The organism is Kitasatospora sp. NPDC051702 (genome assembly GCF_040681575.1).
Lineage (GTDB): Bacteria > Actinomycetota > Actinomycetes > Streptomycetales > Streptomycetaceae > Kitasatospora.
In genome coordinates this window covers 277,059-292,312 of record NZ_JBFAZB010000001.1, presented here as the reverse complement: position 1 = coordinate 292,312, position 15,254 = coordinate 277,059, and the positions used below count along the sequence as shown (strand labels likewise).

13 protein-coding genes are annotated in these 15,254 nt (G+C 75.4%); 3 read left to right on the top strand and 10 right to left on the bottom strand.

What is annotated here, in order from left to right; translation table 11 throughout:
* Nucleotides 1-141: 141 nt before the first annotated feature.
* Complete coding sequence (locus tag AB0N04_RS01225) at nucleotides 142-939, top strand: inositol monophosphatase family protein (protein ID WP_360205475.1); 798 nt, start codon at nucleotides 142-144, stop codon at nucleotides 937-939.
* Between the two features lie 110 nt (nucleotides 940-1,049).
* On the opposite strand, the gene AB0N04_RS01220 is transcribed toward AB0N04_RS01225, so the two are convergent.
* The 6 genes from AB0N04_RS01220 to AB0N04_RS01195 all read right to left on the bottom strand — a co-directional run bounded on the left by AB0N04_RS01220 (nucleotide 1,050) and on the right by AB0N04_RS01195 (nucleotide 9,479).
* A complete protein-coding gene (locus tag AB0N04_RS01220; protein ID WP_360205428.1) occupies nucleotides 1,050-2,255 on the bottom strand; it encodes a cytochrome P450 in 1,206 nt (401 codons plus the stop codon).
* Between the two features lie 152 nt (nucleotides 2,256-2,407).
* On the bottom strand, nucleotides 2,408-3,178 hold the full coding sequence (locus tag AB0N04_RS01215) for a tRNA-dependent cyclodipeptide synthase (protein ID WP_360205426.1): 771 nt from the start codon (nucleotides 3,176-3,178) through the stop codon (nucleotides 2,408-2,410).
* 435 nt (nucleotides 3,179-3,613) lie between these two features.
* Nucleotides 3,614-5,077 carry a pyridoxal-dependent decarboxylase gene (locus tag AB0N04_RS01210; RefSeq protein WP_360205424.1) on the bottom strand — a complete coding sequence of 488 codons (1,464 nt, stop codon included), beginning with the start codon at nucleotides 5,075-5,077 and terminating at the stop codon, nucleotides 3,614-3,616.
* A gap of 227 nt (nucleotides 5,078-5,304) precedes the next feature.
* Complete coding sequence (locus AB0N04_RS01205; RefSeq protein ID WP_360205421.1) at nucleotides 5,305-6,735, bottom strand: diaminobutyrate--2-oxoglutarate transaminase family protein; 1,431 nt, start codon at nucleotides 6,733-6,735, stop codon at nucleotides 5,305-5,307.
* Between the two features lie 198 nt (nucleotides 6,736-6,933).
* The gene (locus AB0N04_RS01200) at nucleotides 6,934-7,653 is read right to left on the bottom strand and encodes a response regulator (RefSeq protein WP_360205418.1); all 720 of its coding nucleotides are present in this window, start codon (nucleotides 7,651-7,653) and stop codon (nucleotides 6,934-6,936) included.
* Nucleotides 7,650-9,479, bottom strand: a complete 1,830-nt coding sequence (locus AB0N04_RS01195) for an ATP-binding protein (protein ID WP_360205416.1) — start codon at nucleotides 9,477-9,479, stop codon at nucleotides 7,650-7,652. The genes AB0N04_RS01200 and AB0N04_RS01195 overlap by 4 nt, the downstream gene beginning before the upstream one ends.
* A gap of 163 nt (nucleotides 9,480-9,642) precedes the next feature.
* On the opposite strand from AB0N04_RS01195, the gene AB0N04_RS01190 reads away from it, so the two are divergent.
* On the top strand, nucleotides 9,643-11,106 hold the full coding sequence (locus AB0N04_RS01190) for a cation:dicarboxylase symporter family transporter (RefSeq protein ID WP_360205413.1): 1,464 nt from the start codon (nucleotides 9,643-9,645) through the stop codon (nucleotides 11,104-11,106).
* Between the two features lie 268 nt (nucleotides 11,107-11,374).
* Here the strand turns inward: AB0N04_RS01190 and AB0N04_RS01185 are convergent, their stop codons facing one another.
* Nucleotides 11,375-12,340: a hypothetical protein gene (locus AB0N04_RS01185; protein WP_360205411.1), complete on the bottom strand. Its 966-nt coding sequence runs from the start codon at nucleotides 12,338-12,340 to the stop codon at nucleotides 11,375-11,377.
* Between the two features lie 86 nt (nucleotides 12,341-12,426).
* Complete coding sequence (locus tag AB0N04_RS01180) at nucleotides 12,427-13,092, bottom strand: RNA polymerase sigma factor (RefSeq protein WP_360205408.1); 666 nt, start codon at nucleotides 13,090-13,092, stop codon at nucleotides 12,427-12,429.
* A 317-nt stretch (nucleotides 13,093-13,409) separates the two neighbouring features.
* Between AB0N04_RS01180 and AB0N04_RS01175 the strand changes: the two genes are divergently transcribed.
* Nucleotides 13,410-13,856: a hypothetical protein gene (locus AB0N04_RS01175; protein WP_360205405.1), complete on the top strand. Its 447-nt coding sequence runs from the start codon at nucleotides 13,410-13,412 to the stop codon at nucleotides 13,854-13,856.
* Nucleotides 13,857-13,904: 48 nt separating this feature from the next.
* Here AB0N04_RS01175 and AB0N04_RS01170 read toward each other — a convergent pair whose 3' ends face one another.
* Both AB0N04_RS01170 and AB0N04_RS01165 read right to left on the bottom strand, forming a co-directional pair.
* Nucleotides 13,905-14,603, bottom strand: a complete 699-nt coding sequence (locus AB0N04_RS01170) for an ATP/GTP-binding protein (RefSeq protein ID WP_360205403.1) — start codon at nucleotides 14,601-14,603, stop codon at nucleotides 13,905-13,907.
* Complete coding sequence (locus tag AB0N04_RS01165) at nucleotides 14,584-15,027, bottom strand: DUF742 domain-containing protein (RefSeq protein WP_360205400.1); 444 nt, start codon at nucleotides 15,025-15,027, stop codon at nucleotides 14,584-14,586. The genes AB0N04_RS01170 and AB0N04_RS01165 overlap by 20 nt, the downstream gene beginning before the upstream one ends.
* Nucleotides 15,028-15,254 lie beyond the last annotated feature (227 nt).

Below are 15,254 nucleotides of genomic sequence, written 5' to 3'. Positions count from 1 at the left end.
CTGTTACCCGTCGGCTGTCAGACGTCAGCCGACGGCCGCCGCCTCTCCCCCTCCCGCCCCCCTGCCACCCCGGGGCCGCCGCAGGTCACGTCCGCGCACTCGTGGGACAGTGGAGGCAGCGAAGGGAGCGCGAAGGTGCTGATGGACAAGGTGGCGGAGATACTCGCCGAGGCGTCGGCCGAGGCGGTGGAGCCGCGCTTCCGGGCGCTGGCCGCCGGCGAGGTGATGGAGAAGGCACCCGGCGAGGTCGTGACGGTCGCGGACCGCGAGGCCGAAGCGATCATCGCCCGCCGCCTGCGCGAGCTGCTGCCGGTCCCCGTGGTCGGCGAGGAGGCCGTCGCCGCCGACCCGGCACTCGCGCGGGCCCTGCACGACGAGCCCGCCGCCTGGCTGGTCGACCCGGTCGACGGCACCGCCAACTTCGTCGCCGGCCGCCCCGACTACGCCGTCATGTGCTCCCTGGTCCGCTCCGGACGGACCGTCGCCTCCTGGATCTGGCAACCCGCCACCGCCACCGCCTACCGCGCCGAACTGGGCGCCGGGTCCTGGCGCGACGGCATCCGGCTGACCCGGCCGCCGGCGCCGCACGACGCCGCGAAGCTGCGCGGATCGGTCAAGAGCCGCTTCCTGGAACCGGACCGCCAGGAACGGCTGCGGGCCAACGCCGCGGCCTTCGGCGAGGTCTCGCCCGGCCGGCACGCCGCCGGGATCGAGTACCCCGACGTCGTCGAGGGCCGCTGCGACTTCATCCTCTACTGGCGCACCCTGCCCTGGGACCACGCCCCCGGCTCCCTGCTCGTCACCGAGGCCGGCGGCGTGTCCTCCCGGCTGGACGGCAACCCGTACCGCCCGGAGGCCCCCGGCGGCGAGGACGGCCTGCTGGTCGCGGCCGACCCGGAGACCTGGGAGCTCACCCGCGCCGTCCTGCTCCGGGACTGACGACCGGCGCGGGCGCGCGCTCCCGGGGCTGACGGCCGGCGCGGGCGCGCCCGTCACCAGGCCACGGGCCCGTCACCAGGCCACGGGCCCGTCACCACACGACGGACCCGTCACCACACCACGGGCAGCCGCTCCGGCATCCGCTTGATGAACCCCGGCCGCCAGGCCAGCTGGTCGGCCGGCAGGGCGAGCCGCAGGCCCGGCAGCCGCTCCACCAGCGCGGCGATCGCGATCTCGGCGTGCGTGCGGCCGAGCGCCGAGGCCGGGCAGAAGTGCCGGCCCGCGCCGAAGGCGAGGTGCGGGTTGTCCGTCCGGTCGAAGTCGATCCGCTCCGGGTCCGGGAAGACCGCCGGGTCGTAGTTGGCCCCCTCGACCAGCACCAGCACCAGCTCGCCGGCCCGCACCAGGACGTCGCCCACCTGCACGTCGGCCGTCGCCAGCCGCGGCAGCGCGTCGCCGATCGACAGGTTGACCCGCAGCAGTTCGTCCACCGCGCGCCCGATCAGTGCGGGCTCGCGCCGCAGCCGCTCGGCGAGTTCGGGCTGCTCGCAGAGGTAGACGACGGCGTTGAGCAGGAACGAGGAGGTGGACACGGCGCCCGCCCCGAACAGTGACAGCGCGACGGTGGCGAGCAGTTCGTCGCTCACCCGGTCGGAGACGTCCGGGGAGCGGCGCAGCTCGACGAACCGGCCGAGCAGGCCGTCGACCGGCGCCGGGTCGGCGTTGAGCCGCCCGAGCATGTAGCCGAGGTCCTTGTACCAGTTGGGCGCCGAACCCGCGAAGGGCACCGGGCTGGTGAGGAAGGCGACGTCGATGCCGGCCATCAGCCGCCGCCAGTCGTCCGACGGGATGCCGAGCAGCCGGCAGTGCAGGGCGGCGGAGTAGGGCTCGGTGAAGCCGTCGCGCAGTTCGCCGGGCGCGCCCTGGGCCAGCAGGTCGTCGATCAGCCGGTGGGCCTCGGCCTGGAGCCAGCCGTCGAGCTCCCGGTCGGCGCGCGGTGAGAGGGTCTTCATGACGGCGTTGCGCAGCCCGGAGCTGTTGATGTTGCCCATGTTGTTGACCACCTCGGGCGGGATGGTCAGCGCGTACTGGCGCGGCACACCGGGGTTGGCGGTGTCCTTGAGGCTGAACCGTTCGTCCTCGAGCACCTGCTTGGCGAGCGCGTAGCTGCTCACCAGCCAGGCCGGGTCGCCGGTGAGGGTGCGGATGCCGGCGATCGGGCGTTCCTCGCGCAGGCGGGTGGCCTCCTCGGGCAGGACGTCCCCCCTCCTGGGGAGCGGGAAGACGGTCGGGTCGGTCGTCAGCAGGTCGGTCACGGTGGTGGCTCCTCGGGCGGATCGGCGGCCGGGCGCGGGCGGCAAGCAGCACGGGCGGCAGGCGGAACGGCCGGCGGCGGTGGGGTGACAGCGGGCGGGCGGCGGCGATCGGGCCGGCGGCGGTCAGACGCTGGCGATCGGGCCGGCGGCGGTCAGGCGGCGCGGGCGGGCAGGGAGGGCAGCGGCGGTACGGACGGCACGGCGGCCGGGCGGACCACCGCGTAGGCCTGGCCGGGCGCCGCCCGCAGACCCTCGTCACGCCCGAACAGCACGTGGGTGAGCGGGAGCTGCAGGTGGTAGCAGCTGACCGAGGTGGTCACCCCGAGCAGCGCCGGGGTGTCCAGGAAGAACGGCAGCTCGGCCGTGATGTACCGGACGCCGGCCGCGAGTTGCGCCTCGCTGGGCGCCAGCCCCTCGTCCAGCCGGGCGGCCAGGAATCCGCGCGCCATGTTCTCGGCGGCGGTCCGGTACGCCGGATCGGTCTGCAGCGCCTCGACGGCCTGCCGGTGCAGGCGGCGGTAGTGGTCGTCGCCGGTGAACTCGGAGAGGGCGTGCACCCGGACGGGGCAGGGGCGGCCGGACTCCTCCACCCCGCGTTCGATCCGGCGGGCGGTGGCCTTGACCTCCTTGCCGGCGCGCCGCCGGGCGTGTTCCGGCGTGTAGCCGAAGGTCTCGAACTGGGTCGCCACGTGGAGGTCCGCGTAGACGATGTCGATGCGCTCGAAGAACCCGCTCCCCCACCCGACGAGTTCGGCGATCCGGCGGTGACTGAAATAGCTGTTCCCCGGGCTGACGCCGATGAGCAGGTGCTCCCCGCGCCGCCAGATCTCCCGGCAGCGGCGGGAGTACGGCAGTGCCTCGTAGCCGGCCGACACGTCGGCCGTCGGGCGTATCGGGATCTCGTCCGGGAGGGTTTCGCGCATGCCTTTGGCTCCGCTTCGCAGCATTGGTCACTGGACGGTGTTCACGTGGATTTACCGGGATTCACAGAAGTGCACGGCGGGTAGGCGGAGTTCACCCGGATGTCAGGTTCCGCTCATCGAGGATCACGGCTCGCACCTGGTCAGGCGGCCTACCCCGGGGTGCCGTGTGCGCAAGGTGGGGCTGCGACCACATGAAGTTACCGCCGCTGTTCGGGATCTCCGCAAGCCCTGCCCGGGGGTTGGCGAAATGTGATCACCGGGCGGCCGGAAACAGCCTGTACGCCCTCGCGAAGGTATGTCCACGGACGCATTCCGGGAGCGGTTGAATATCGCCCCGGCACCCTCTCACACCAGTGTCGCTTCCTCCAACATCGGCGCCGGAGAAGGTATTTGTTTTGGAATCGAAAGGAGAACGACGCCGTACGAACGGACCGGCTAGCCGGACCGGTCCCCCGAGGCCCGCCGGCCGGCCACCACCACCTCGCGCAGCAGTGCGCGCACCTCCCCCGGCGTGGTGTGCGGGTTGAGCAGGGTGAGCTTGAGCCGCACCCGGCCCGGCCCGCCGCCGGGCAGCTCGGTCCGCCCGACCACGGCCCGCCCGGAGCGCAGCAGCAGGCGCCGCAGCCTCCCGTTGACCTCGTCGAGGACCGCCTCGTCCGCCGACCCCGGCGGCCGGTAGCGGAACAGCAGGGCGGTCAGCACGGGTTCGGCGTGGAGTTCGAGCGACGGCTCGGCGCGGACCGCCTCGGCCGCGACCAGGGCCAGCTCGTGGCAGGCGTCCACGAGCCGGCCGAGCCCGTCGCGGCCGAGGGTGCGCAGGGTGACGGCGAGCTTGAAGGCGTCGGCCCGCCGGGTGGTGCGCAGCGAGCGGCCCAGCAGGCTGGGGTAGCCGGCCTGCTCGTCGTCGACGGGGTTGAGGTACTCCGCGCGGCGGGCGAGCGAGACGTAGGTCTCGGTGCGCCGGACCAGGAAGACGCCGGCGGCGGCGGGCTGCCAGCCGAGCTTGTGCCAGTCGAGGGAGACGGAGTCGGCGCGCTCGATGCCGTCGAGGAGCGGGGCGAGGCGGTCGGAGAGAAGGGCGCCGCCGCCGTACGCGGCGTCGACGTGCAGCCAGGCGCCGTAGCGGCCGGCGAGGTCGGCGGCGGCGTGCAGCGGGTCGATGCCGCCGGTGTCGGTGGTGCCGGCCGTCGCCACGACGGCGATCGGGGTGCGCCCGGACCAGCTGACCTCGGCCAGGACGCGCTCCAACTCCGCTGCCCCCATCCGCAGTTGGCGGTCGACCGGGACGGTGGCGACGGCTCGCTCGCCGAGGCCGAGCAGGGCCGCGGCGCGCTGGACGGAGAAGTGTGCGGTCTCGGAGGCCACGATGCACGGCCGGACGCCGTCCGGGATGCCGTCCAACTCGACGATGCCGTCGAGCTTCTGGTCACGCGCCAGCATCAGTCCCATCAGGTTGGACTCGGTGCCGCCGGAGGTGAGGACGCCCGCGGAGCGGGCCGGGTCGTAGCCGACCAGGGCCGCGAGCTCCGCGAGCAGGGCGGTCTCCATCGCGGTGGCGGCGGGGGCCTGGTCCCAGGAGTCCTGGGAGGGGTTGAGGGCGCTGACCGCGAGGTCGGCGGCGGCGGCCACCGCGAGCGGGGGGCAGTGCAGGTGGGCCGCACAGGCCGGGTCGGCGGGATCGGCGGCGCCGTAGGCGAGGAGTTCGGTGAGCCGGGCGAGGGCGTCGGGGCCGGAGGCGCCCGCCAGCGCGTCGGCGACCAGGGCGCCGATCTCGGCGGGGCTGCCCGCGGGCAGTGGACCGCCGCGCCGGGCGATGCCCTCGTCGAGCGCGTCGAGGACGGTGGCCAGCAGCGGCCCGAGCGCGCCGGGCCCGCCGGCGCCGCCGGCGAGGGCGTCCAACGGGGCCGGATCGTCCGGCAGTTCGGGCAGGTCGCCGGGGCTTCCGCCGCCGCCCGGCCCGGAGCCCCCACCCGGCGCCGAACCCGCGGCCCCACCGGAGCCCGCGCCTTCTCCGGGGCCGGGGCCAGGGCCAGGGCCAGAGCCGGGGCCAGAGCCGGGGCCGGAGTCAGCCCCGGAGCCCGAACCGGAGTCAGCCCCGGAACCGGAGCCCGCCCCGGGCCCGGCGGTCACTCGGCGCCCCGGACCTCGGCGGCCGACCCGGCCCCACGCCCCTGCCCGCTCCCGGCCGACCCGGCCGATCTGGCGGACCCGACTGAGACGGCCGACCCGGCGGACGCGGCCGACGCCGACGCGATGGCGTCGGCGAGCCGGTCGAGGACCGCGGCGGCCTGCTCGTCCGTGATGGTGAGCGGCGGGAGCAGCCGCAGCACCGCGTCGTGCCGGCCGCCGAGTTCCACGATCAGGCCGCGCTCCAGGCAGGCCTCCCGGACCCGGACGGCGAACGCCGGGTCGGCGGGGTGGGCTCCGCAGGCGTCCGGCGCTCCGCTCGGGTCGACGAGCTCGACGCCGATCATCAGGCCGCGCCCGCGCACGTCGCCGATCACCGGCAGTTCGCCGGCGAGGTCGCGCAGTCGGCCGGTCATCCGCTCGCCGACGAGGGCCGCACGCTCGGCCAGCCCGTGGGCGGCGACGTACCGCAGGGTGGCGGCGCCGGCGGCCATGGCGAGGGTGTTGCCGCGGAAGGTGCCGGTGTGCGCGCCGGGCCGCCAGCCGTCGTAGTCCTCGCGGTAGACGACGACGGCGAGCGGCAGGCTGCCGCCGATCGCCTTGGAGAGCACCATGGCGTCCGGGACGACGCCGCTGTGCTCGACGGCCCACATCGCGCCGGTGCGGCCGACGCCGGTCTGCACCTCGTCGACGATCAGCGGGATGCCGCGCTCGGCGGTGATCCGGCGCATCGCGCGCAGCCAGCCGTCGGGCGCCGGGACGACGCCGCCCTCGCCCTGGACGACCTCCAGAACCATCGCGGCAGGGGGCACGACCCCGCCCGAGGGGTCGTCCAGCAGCCGCTCGACGTAGGTCGCGGCGAGGTCGGCGCCCGCCTCGCCGCCGACGCCGAACGGGCAGCGGTAGCCGTACGGGTAGGGCAGCCGGACCACCTCGCCACCGCTCGGCAGCGGCTCCTTGACGGCGACGTTGCCGGTGAGCGCGAGGGCCCCCGCGGTCATGCCGTGGTAGCCGCCGGTGAAGGCGAGCGCGCCGGCGCGGCCGGTGGCGGTCTGCATCAGCTTGAGTGCCGCCTCGACGGCGTCCGTCCCCGCGGGCCCGCAGAAGTGGATCCGGGCGCGGGCGGCGAACTCGGCGGGCAGGCTCTCGAACAGCGCGGTGGTGAAGTCGTCCTTCTCGGCGGTGGCGAGGTCGAGCAGGTGCAGCGGGGCGCCGCTGTCGAGGGTGCGGCGGATCGCCTCCAGGACCACCGGGTGGTTGTGCCCCAGGGCCAGCGTCCCGGCACCGGAGAGGCAGTCCAGGTAGCGTCGCCCGTCGGCACCCTCGACGGTCATGCCGTTGGCGCGCACCGGGACGATGGGGAAGGACCGGGCGTACGTCCGGGCGGCGGACTCGCGCACGCGCTGACGGCGCAGGACGGCCTCACCCAAGGACGGGGACCGGCCCTGTGTCGCGGTGGTGGCCTGGGCCTGGGCGGGAACGGCGGCGAGCGACAAAGCGGACCCCCAGAGGAAGTTAGGTAAGCCTAACTTTATCGCCCCTGACCTGGAGGGATGCCCCCGGGTGCCCAGAACCACCCGAGTGGGTGAACTTCCCCCGGTCCTGCCAACGAGCGGCGCGCCGAAAGGTCACGCCCGCCCCTTCCAGCGGTAGCAGAGCTCCGGCCGGCCGACGTTGCCGTACTGCGGCTCCCGCACCGCCCGCCCGGTGTCGACCAGGTGCTCGAGGTAGCGGCGCGCGGTGATCCGGGAGACCCCGGCGGCGGCGCCCGCCGCGGCCGCGGACAGCCCCGTCGCCGCCTCGCGCAGCACCGAGGCGACGGCGTCCAGGGTGGGCGCGCTCAGCCCCTTCGGCAGGCTGTTCCGCTCCGGCGTGCGGAGCAGCGCGAACGCCTGGTCGACCTCGTCCTGCCCGGTCGCCTCGCCGGTGCGCCCGAGGCTGTCGCGGTACCGGGCGTAGCGCTCCAGGCGGTCGTGCAGGGCGGCCGCGCCGAACGGCTTCAGCAGGTACTGGACGACGCCCGCGGACACCGCCTGGCGGACCATCGCGAGGTCCCGGGCCGAGGTCACCGCGATGACGTCGGTGGTGTGGCCGGCGGCGCGCAGCGTCCGGCAGAGCTGGAGGCCGTGGCCGTCCGGCAGGTAGAGGTCGAGCAGCGTGAGGTCGACGGGCGTCCCGGCGCTCCGGGCGCGGTCCAGGAAGCGCAGCGCGTCGGCGCAGCTGTGGACGGTGCCGGCGGCGCGGAAGCCCGGTTCGCGCTCCACGTAGAGGGTGTGCGCGGCGGCGGCCACCGGGTCGTCCTCGACGACCAGCACGGAGATCCCCGGCGGGGGTGCGGTCGCGCTCACGGGGACGGCACCGCTTCCCGCTCCCGCCCGGCGCCCGGGCGGGCCGGACCGTCCTGCCGTCGCGCGCGGGCCGGCCCGGCGAGCGGCAGCCGGACGGTGAGCACCGCGCCGCGGTCCCGGCCGACCTCGACCGTGCCGCCGTTGCGCCGGGCGGCCTGGGCGACCAGCGCCAGCCCGAGGCCGTGACCGTGGCCGTCCTGCTTGGTGCTCCAGCCGCGGCGGAACACGTCCTCGACGGCGGACGGGTCGATCCCCGCACCGGTGTCGGCGACCCGCAGCAGCAGGTGCCCGTCCGCACCCGGCCCCGGGCCCGCATCCGCACCGTCCACTCCCACGCCGGCACCGTCCACTCCCGCGCCCGGGCCCGGTGCGGCACCGTCCGCAGCCGCACCGTCGATCCGTGCGGTGACGGTGACCTCCGGCGGCACCGGGCTCCGGGCCGCGCCGGCGATGGCGGCGTCCACGGCGTTGTCGATCAGGTTGCCGAGGACGGTGATCAGGTCCCGCGGGGAGAGCCCGGGCGGGATCACCCCGTCGTCGATCCGGCTGTCCCCGGTGAGGGTCAACTCGACGCCCCGCTCGGCCGCCTGGGCAGCCTTGCCGAGCAGCAGCGCGGCCAGCACCGGTTCGCCGACGGCCGCGACGACCCGGTCGGTGAGCTGCTGGGCGAGCGCGAGTTCGGCGGTGGCGAACTCCACCGCCTGTTCGTGGCGGCCGAGTTCGACCAGGGAGACGACGGCGTGCAGCCGGTTGGCGGCCTCGTGCGCCTGCGCCCCGAGCGCTTCGGTGAATCCACGGACGGAATCCAACTCGCCACTGAGGGACTGCAGTTCGGTGTGGTCGCGCAGGGTCACCACGCGGCCGAGGCCGGTGCCGATGGTGGAGGTGTTGAGCACCACCACCCGCTCGGCGGTCAGGTGCACCTCGTCCCGCACCGGTTCGTCCCCGAGGACGGCGTCGACGAGCGCCTGCGGCAGCCCCAGGTCCGCCACCGGCCGGCCGTCCACGGCTCCGGCCAGCCCGAGCAGGTCGCGGGCGGCGTCGTTGCAGAGCACCACCCGGTGCGCGCGGTCGAGCAGCACCAGCCCCTCGCGCACCGAGTGCAGGGTGGCCTGGTGGTACTCGTAGAGGTGGCTGAGCTCGGCCGGTCCCATGCCGTGGGTGTGCCTGCGCAGCCGGGAGTTGGCCAGATAGGTGCCGGCGCCGCCCAGCGCCAGCGCGGCGACCGCCACCCCGACCAGGGCGAGCAGCGGGCCGCTCAGCTGCGCGGAGATGGACTCCACCGTGAGGCCCGCGCTGACCAGCGCGATCACCCGGTGCCGGTCGTCCAGCACCGGGGTGACGACCCGGACGGACGGGCCGAGCGTGCCGGTGTAGGTCTCGCTGCGGGTCTGCCCCGCGAGCGCCCAGTCGATGTGGCCGAGGAAGCGCTTGCCGATCTGGTCGGGCAGCGGGTGGGTCCAGCGCACCCCGCCGGTGTCCATCACGGTGATGAAGGAGACCCCGGTGTCCACCCGGACCTGCTCGACGTAGGGCTGGAGCAGCGCGGTCGGGTCGGGCTGGGTGACGGCGGCGCGCACCGACGGCGCGTCGGCCACGGCGTGGGCGACGGCGGTGACCTGGCGGCGGGCCGCGTCCTCGGTGCGCCCGGCGGTGAACAGGTAGGCGAGCACCGCACCACCGGCCACCACGGCGGCGACGATGACCACCTGGACGACGAAGAGCTGACCGGCCAGGCTGCGCACCGGTCCGCGCGGGAGGCGGGGGCCGGGACGGGGCGGGAGGACTCGCCGCCGCGCGGGGGCGGGGGCGGTGCGCACGGACATGCCTGCCAGTGTGCACCACGCCCCGACGGCCGTCAGGGGGCCCGTCGCCCCCGTCCGCCGTGAACTCTATGAACGCAAACGTGACCTCCGTCACGGCCGGGCCCGATAGTCGGAGCGGCCCACCACCCGGGGCCGCCAGGACCGCAGGGCGAAGGAGCCGCAGATGTCGATCGATGCAGCCGCACCGGCGGGGGGATCCAGACGCCGGGACAGGACGCACTACCTCTACCTCGCCGTGATCGCCGCCGTGGTCGCGGGCGTGGTGGTCGGGCTCGCGGCCCCCGGTTTCGCCGTGGAGCTGAAGCCGGTCGGCACCGGCTTCGTCAATCTGATCAAGATGATGATCAGCCCGGTGATCTTCTGCACCATCGTGCTGGGCATCGGCTCGGTGACCAAGGCCGCCAAGGTCGGCAAGGTCGGCGGCCTCGCCCTCGGCTACTTCCTCGCCATGTCGACCGTCGCCCTGGCCATCGGCCTGGCCGTCGGCAACCTGCTGGAGCCCGGTGGCGGCCTGCACCTGACCGCCGCGCTCGCCAAGTCCGGCCACGCCCAGGCCGCCGCCGGCGGGGCCCAGTCGACCACCGACTTCCTGCTCGGCATGATCCCCACCACGATGTTCTCGGCGCTCACCGAGGGCAAGGTGCTGCAGACCCTGCTGGTCGCGCTGCTGGCCGGCTTCGCCCTGCAGGCCATGGGCCCGGTCGGCGCCCCCGTGCTGCGGGGGATCGAGCACCTGCAGCGCCTGGTCTTCCGGGTCATGTCGATGATCATGTGGGTGGCGCCGATCGGCGCCTTCGGGGCGATGGCCGCCGTCGTCGGGGCGACCGGGACCGCCGCCCTGAAGAGCCTCGCCGTCATCATGATCGGCTTCTACGCGACCTGCGTCCTGTTCGTCGTCGTGGTGCTGGGCACGCTGCTGCGCCTGGTCGCCGGGGTCAACGTGTTCGCGCTGCTGCGCTACCTCGGCCGTGAGTTCCTGCTGATCCTCTCCACCTCCTCCTCCGAGAGCGCGCTGCCCCGTCTGATCGCCAAGATGGAGCACCTGGGCGTGAGCCGCCCGGTCGTCGGCATCACCGTCCCGACCGGCTACAGCTTCAACCTCGACGGCACCGCGATCTACCTGACCATGGCGTCGATCTTCATCTCCGAGGCGATGGACAAGCCGATGTCGATCGGCGAGCAGCTCTCGCTGCTGGTCTTCATGGTGATCGCGAGCAAGGGCGCGGCCGGGGTCACCGGCGCCGGACTGGCCACCCTGGCGGGCGGACTGCAGTCCCACAAGCCCGCGCTGGTGGACGGCGTCGGCCTGATCGTCGGCATCGACCGCTTCATGTCCGAGGCCCGAGCCCTCACCAACTTCGCGGGCAACGCCGTCGCCACCGTGCTGATCGGCCAGTGGACCGGTGAACTCGACGCCGGGCGCGCCCGCCGGGTGCTCGCCGGCGAGCTGCCCTTCGACGAGCAGACCCTCGTCGACACGCACGGCGGGCCGGACACCGGGTCGCACGGCGCGCCGCACGGCACGCACGGCGCCCCGGCCGGGACGCCGGTGGCCACCCCGGCGGCGGCGGGAACCGACTCCCCGGAGACCGTCCCCGCCCAGAACGGCGCGGCCACGGCCGCCTGAGCGCTCCGCCGCTCCCCACACTCCCCCGGTCCGGCGCCACCACCTCCCCCGGAAAACGGCGCCGGACCGGGGGTCCCGCGATCACCGCGGGCCACTGGCCCGGACGGCGGCCCGCCCGCCGCCCGGGCCAGTGGCCTTCCGGGCCGGACCGTCCACCCTCCCGGGGCCGCCCGTGCTCCCCGAGCCGTCCGCACTTCCGAGCCGCCCCGCCGTCCCGAGCCGTCCGCCCTCCGGGCCGGACCTCCGGTGATCCCGCCCACGGCCTCGGTCAGAGGTCCTCCGAGCCGCTCACCGCCCAGGCCAGACCACAGGCCGGGTCCTCCAGCGCGACGTGCAGATGGCGCAGCCCCGCCGCCGGCTCCAGCCAGACGAAGCAGCGCATCCGGGCCACCAACGCGTCGACCTCCACCCGCTCCGGACCGTCCAGGCCGTCCACCCCCGCCATCGCGGCCAGGGCCCGCCACAGCGCCAGCCGGCCGTGCGCCGAACCGCGCTCCCGGCCCGCCGCGGCGGCCTGCACCAGTGCCGGATAGGCCAGCGCGAAGGGCAGGTAGCCGCCGGTGACCCTCGCCGTACGGGCCAGCTGGGCCGCCGCCTGCGGGGCCGGTCCGCGGACGCAGACCACCTCCGCCCAGTCCGCCAGCGCGGCCAGCGCCCGGGTGGCCCGCTGCCCGCCCAGGCGTACGCCCGGTGGCGGCAGCAGCACCTCGGCCAGCCCCTCCCGGCTGGCCGGCAGGGTCAGCAGGGCGCTGCGCGCGCCCCCGCACGGCAGGTACTCGCGCACCCGCGCACCCTCCTCCCACCCGGCGTTCTCCCACGGCTCCAGCCGCAGCGGCACGCCCTCCGGATCGGGCTCGGCCCCGTAGGAGAGGTCCTCGCCGAGCAGCACCCGGGTCTGGGCGACCAGGCGGCGCACCGGCGCCGGGCTCAGCAGCGGGGCCAGTCGCAGCCAGGAGTGCCGGGTCGCCAGCACCTCCCAGATCGGGCCGGCGTCGTGGTCGACGACCCCGGCGACGGTCCCCGGGCCGCCCTCCCGGTCGAACAGCCGGACGGCCAGCTCCGGCGGCGCCGAGTAGGCGATCAGGTGGCCGAGCGGCGCCGTCAGCGCCGCCGCGGACTCCTCCCCGGCCCGCTCCACGGCGGCCGCCCGGCCTTGCCGGTAGGCGGCCAACAGTTCGGGCCAGCGGCCGTCGTCGGCCAGGGCGCGCAGGCGGTGGTCCTCGTACGTGATCACGATTTTCAGCGTACGGGCCGGGGTCGCACATCAGCTGACATCCCGTCAGCTCGGTGCGTCGGGGGCCGCCCGCACCCCGGTCGCCGCTACCCGCGGCGCCGCTCCCGGGTGCACCCCCGGCCGCCGTCCCGGCCGCAGCCGCGCTCCCTCCCCGGATCCCGCGCGGGCACCTGGCCGGGCACCCGTCCGGACTCCCGCCCGCGACCGGCCCCCGACTCGCCCCTGCCCTCACCCTCGCCGCCCCGCTCGCGTTCCCGCTCGCGTTCGCGTTCGCGTTCGACGGCGGCGCGCAGCCGCCCGTGCGCACGGCGCCGGGTGACGGCAAGCGTGCTGCGGTGCAGGCCCAGCAGCTCGGCGGCCTCGTCGACGGTGTAGCCGTCGAGGTCCACCAGGGCCACCACCCGGGCCTGCTTGGCGGTCAGGCAGCCCAGCAGCCGGAGCACCTCCCAGCGCGCCTGGAGCTCCGCAACCCCGCCGACCGGCGAACCGGCCGCCGCCCCCTCGCACCGGAGCTCGACGACCTCGACGGGCCCCGGCAGCACCGCCCGCCGACGTTCGCGACGCCACTGGTCGCGCAGGATGTTCGCCATCGTGGTGAACACGTAGGCGTACGGCTGGGGGTGGTCGAGGAACCGCTCCGGCCGCCGCGCGATCCGCAGGTACGCGTCGTGCAGCACGTCCCCCGCCGTCGACGGGCTGCCGGTGAGCGACACGGCCGCCTGCTGGAGCCTGGGGAGCAGAGCGGTGAACACCCGGTCGAAATCGGCCGACCGGCGATCGGCCGGCCCCGGACCGAAATCCTTGCCACACCCACCGCTCCGCCGACCGCTGCAATCCGCCATGCCGCTCTCCCCGGAAATCGGCACCCCGAACGCCCCGGCGGGCCCGGTCGCGACCATCGGGGAATCCCTGTGACCCGCATCACATCATAGGTCGTCGTTTCACCGTCCGCAGTCATTCGTGTGCAATACGTCATCGACCGTCCGGGGCAGCGGAGTTGACGCTCGCCGCCGCCCCCGACGGCCGGAGACGCACACCCGATCGGAACCTTCGAGCGAGGAGAACCGCCATGCGAGGCTGCATCGCCAGGAAGACCGCCGTGTTCGGGACGGCCGCCGCGGCGGTCCTCGGGGTGCTCGGCACCACCGCCCCGCCCGCCACCGCCCTGACCGCCGGCACCCTGTCCGCCACCGCCGTGCCCACCGGCACCACGGCAACCACCGCGACCACCGCGACCACCGCGACCACCGCGGACCGGACCCTCACGACGGAGGCCCTCGCCACCTCGCCCGGGGTCACCGCCGCCTCCTACCGCTGCGTCATCACCGCGGACTACGGCTGGCGCTGGGAGGGCCGCTGCAACGTCTACTCGGGCCAGTTGCGCACCGTCACCTACTGCGCCGACGGCTCCCACACCACCGGCCTGTGGATCGGCGCGCGACCGCAGGCCTGGGACGTCTGGGGCAACTGCCCGGGCTCCAGCTGGACCAGGATCGTGTTCCAGACCCGGGGCTGAGGCCGCGGAGCCGGCCGGGGCCGGCTCCGCACCGGCCGGGTCCGGCCGTCAGCGCACGGGTGCGGCGTCGGCGAGCAGCCGGGCCGCGTGCACCCGGCCGGCGTGCTCGACCAGGCCGACCAGGACCTCCTTGCCCGAGGCCCGCAGCCGCGCGTCGCACAGGACCACCGGCGTGCCCGGGTCCAGGTCCAGCGCGCGGGCGACCTCGTCGGGGCCGTACTCGCGCGTCCCGGCGAAACGGTTCACCGCGACGACGAAGGGGATGCCGCGGAGCTCGAAGAAGTCCACCGCGGGGAAGCAGTCGGTCAGTCGGCGGGTGTCGGCGAGCACGACGGCACCAAGGGCTCCGCGCGCCAACTCGTCCCAGACGAACCAGAACCGGTCCTGCCCCGGGGTGCCGAACAGGTAGACGGACAGGCCCTGGCGGATGGTGATCCGTCCGAAGTCCATCGCCACCGTCGTGGTGGTCTTGCGCTCCACGCCGCCGAGGTCGTCCACCTCCCGGCCGGCCTCGGTCAGGCGCTCCTCGGTGCAGAGCGGGCGGATCTCGCTGACCGCTCCGACCAGCGTCGTCTTGCCCGCCCCGAAGCCGCCGGCCACCAGGATCTTGAGCGCGAGGGCACCGTCGTCGGGTCCGGACGGCCCGGACCGACCGGACCGCCCGGTCGGCTCTGCCGGTCCGGACCGCCCGGTCGGTCCGGAGCGCCGCAGCGGTACGGGCGGGTGGTCAGAGTGCGTGAAGTCCATGGACGACCTCCTGGAGGATGCGCTCGTCGGGGAGCAGGGCGGGCAGAACGGGGTGGCGTACCCGGATGAGTCCGGCCGCCTGCAGGTCGCCGAGCAGCACCCGCACGACGCCCGCCGGCAGGTCGAGCTCGGTGGCCAGCTCGGCCACGGACAGTGGCGTCCCCCGGCACAGGGCGAGGATCCTCGCCTGCTCGGGACCGACCTGCAGCGCGGGCGGATCCCCGAAGTCACCGGGGCCCGCGAGCTCCCCGAGGGCCAGCGGTTCGCTCACCACCAGGGCGATCAGGTCGAGGCGACGGCCGCCGGCGGCGGTCCGGCCGCCCGTCACGGTGTACGGACGGACCAGCGGGCCGGCGTCGCGGTCGAACCACCGGGCGTGGTGGGCGGCGGCGAGGGGGTTGCGGGGGTGGGGCCCCGGGGCCACCGCCCCGGCGCCGCAGTCCTGCGCGGGCGCCTGCTGTGGCGGTGGCTCCTGTGGTGTCGGCGGATGCGGCTGTGGTGCTGGTTCCTGCTGTGGCGCTGGTTCCTGCTGTGGCGACGGCGCCTGCTGCGGGGGCCGGTGGGGGCGGGCCACGGTGCTCACCGACCGCCCGTCGCGCACGGCGGCGTGGTCGCGGTGGGCCGGACCGCGCAGCGGAACGCGGGGGCGCG

Excerpts from the sequence above, each read along its gene's own strand:
- AB0N04_RS01225 (WP_360205475.1), top strand. The coding sequence starts at position 142 with ATGGACAAGGTGGCGGAGATACTCGCCGAGGCGTCGGCCGAGGCGGTG.
- AB0N04_RS01195 (WP_360205416.1), bottom strand. The coding sequence starts at position 9,479 with ATGTCCGTGCGCACCGCCCCCGCCCCCGCGCGGCGGCGAGTCCTCCCG.
- AB0N04_RS01215 (WP_360205426.1), bottom strand. The coding sequence starts at position 3,178 with ATGCGCGAAACCCTCCCGGACGAGATCCCGATACGCCCGACGGCCGAC.
- AB0N04_RS01175 (WP_360205405.1), top strand. The coding sequence starts at position 13,410 with ATGCGAGGCTGCATCGCCAGGAAGACCGCCGTGTTCGGGACGGCCGCC.
- AB0N04_RS01170 (WP_360205403.1), bottom strand. The coding sequence starts at position 14,603 with ATGGACTTCACGCACTCTGACCACCCGCCCGTACCGCTGCGGCGCTCC.
- AB0N04_RS01190 (WP_360205413.1), top strand. The coding sequence starts at position 9,643 with ATGTCGATCGATGCAGCCGCACCGGCGGGGGGATCCAGACGCCGGGAC.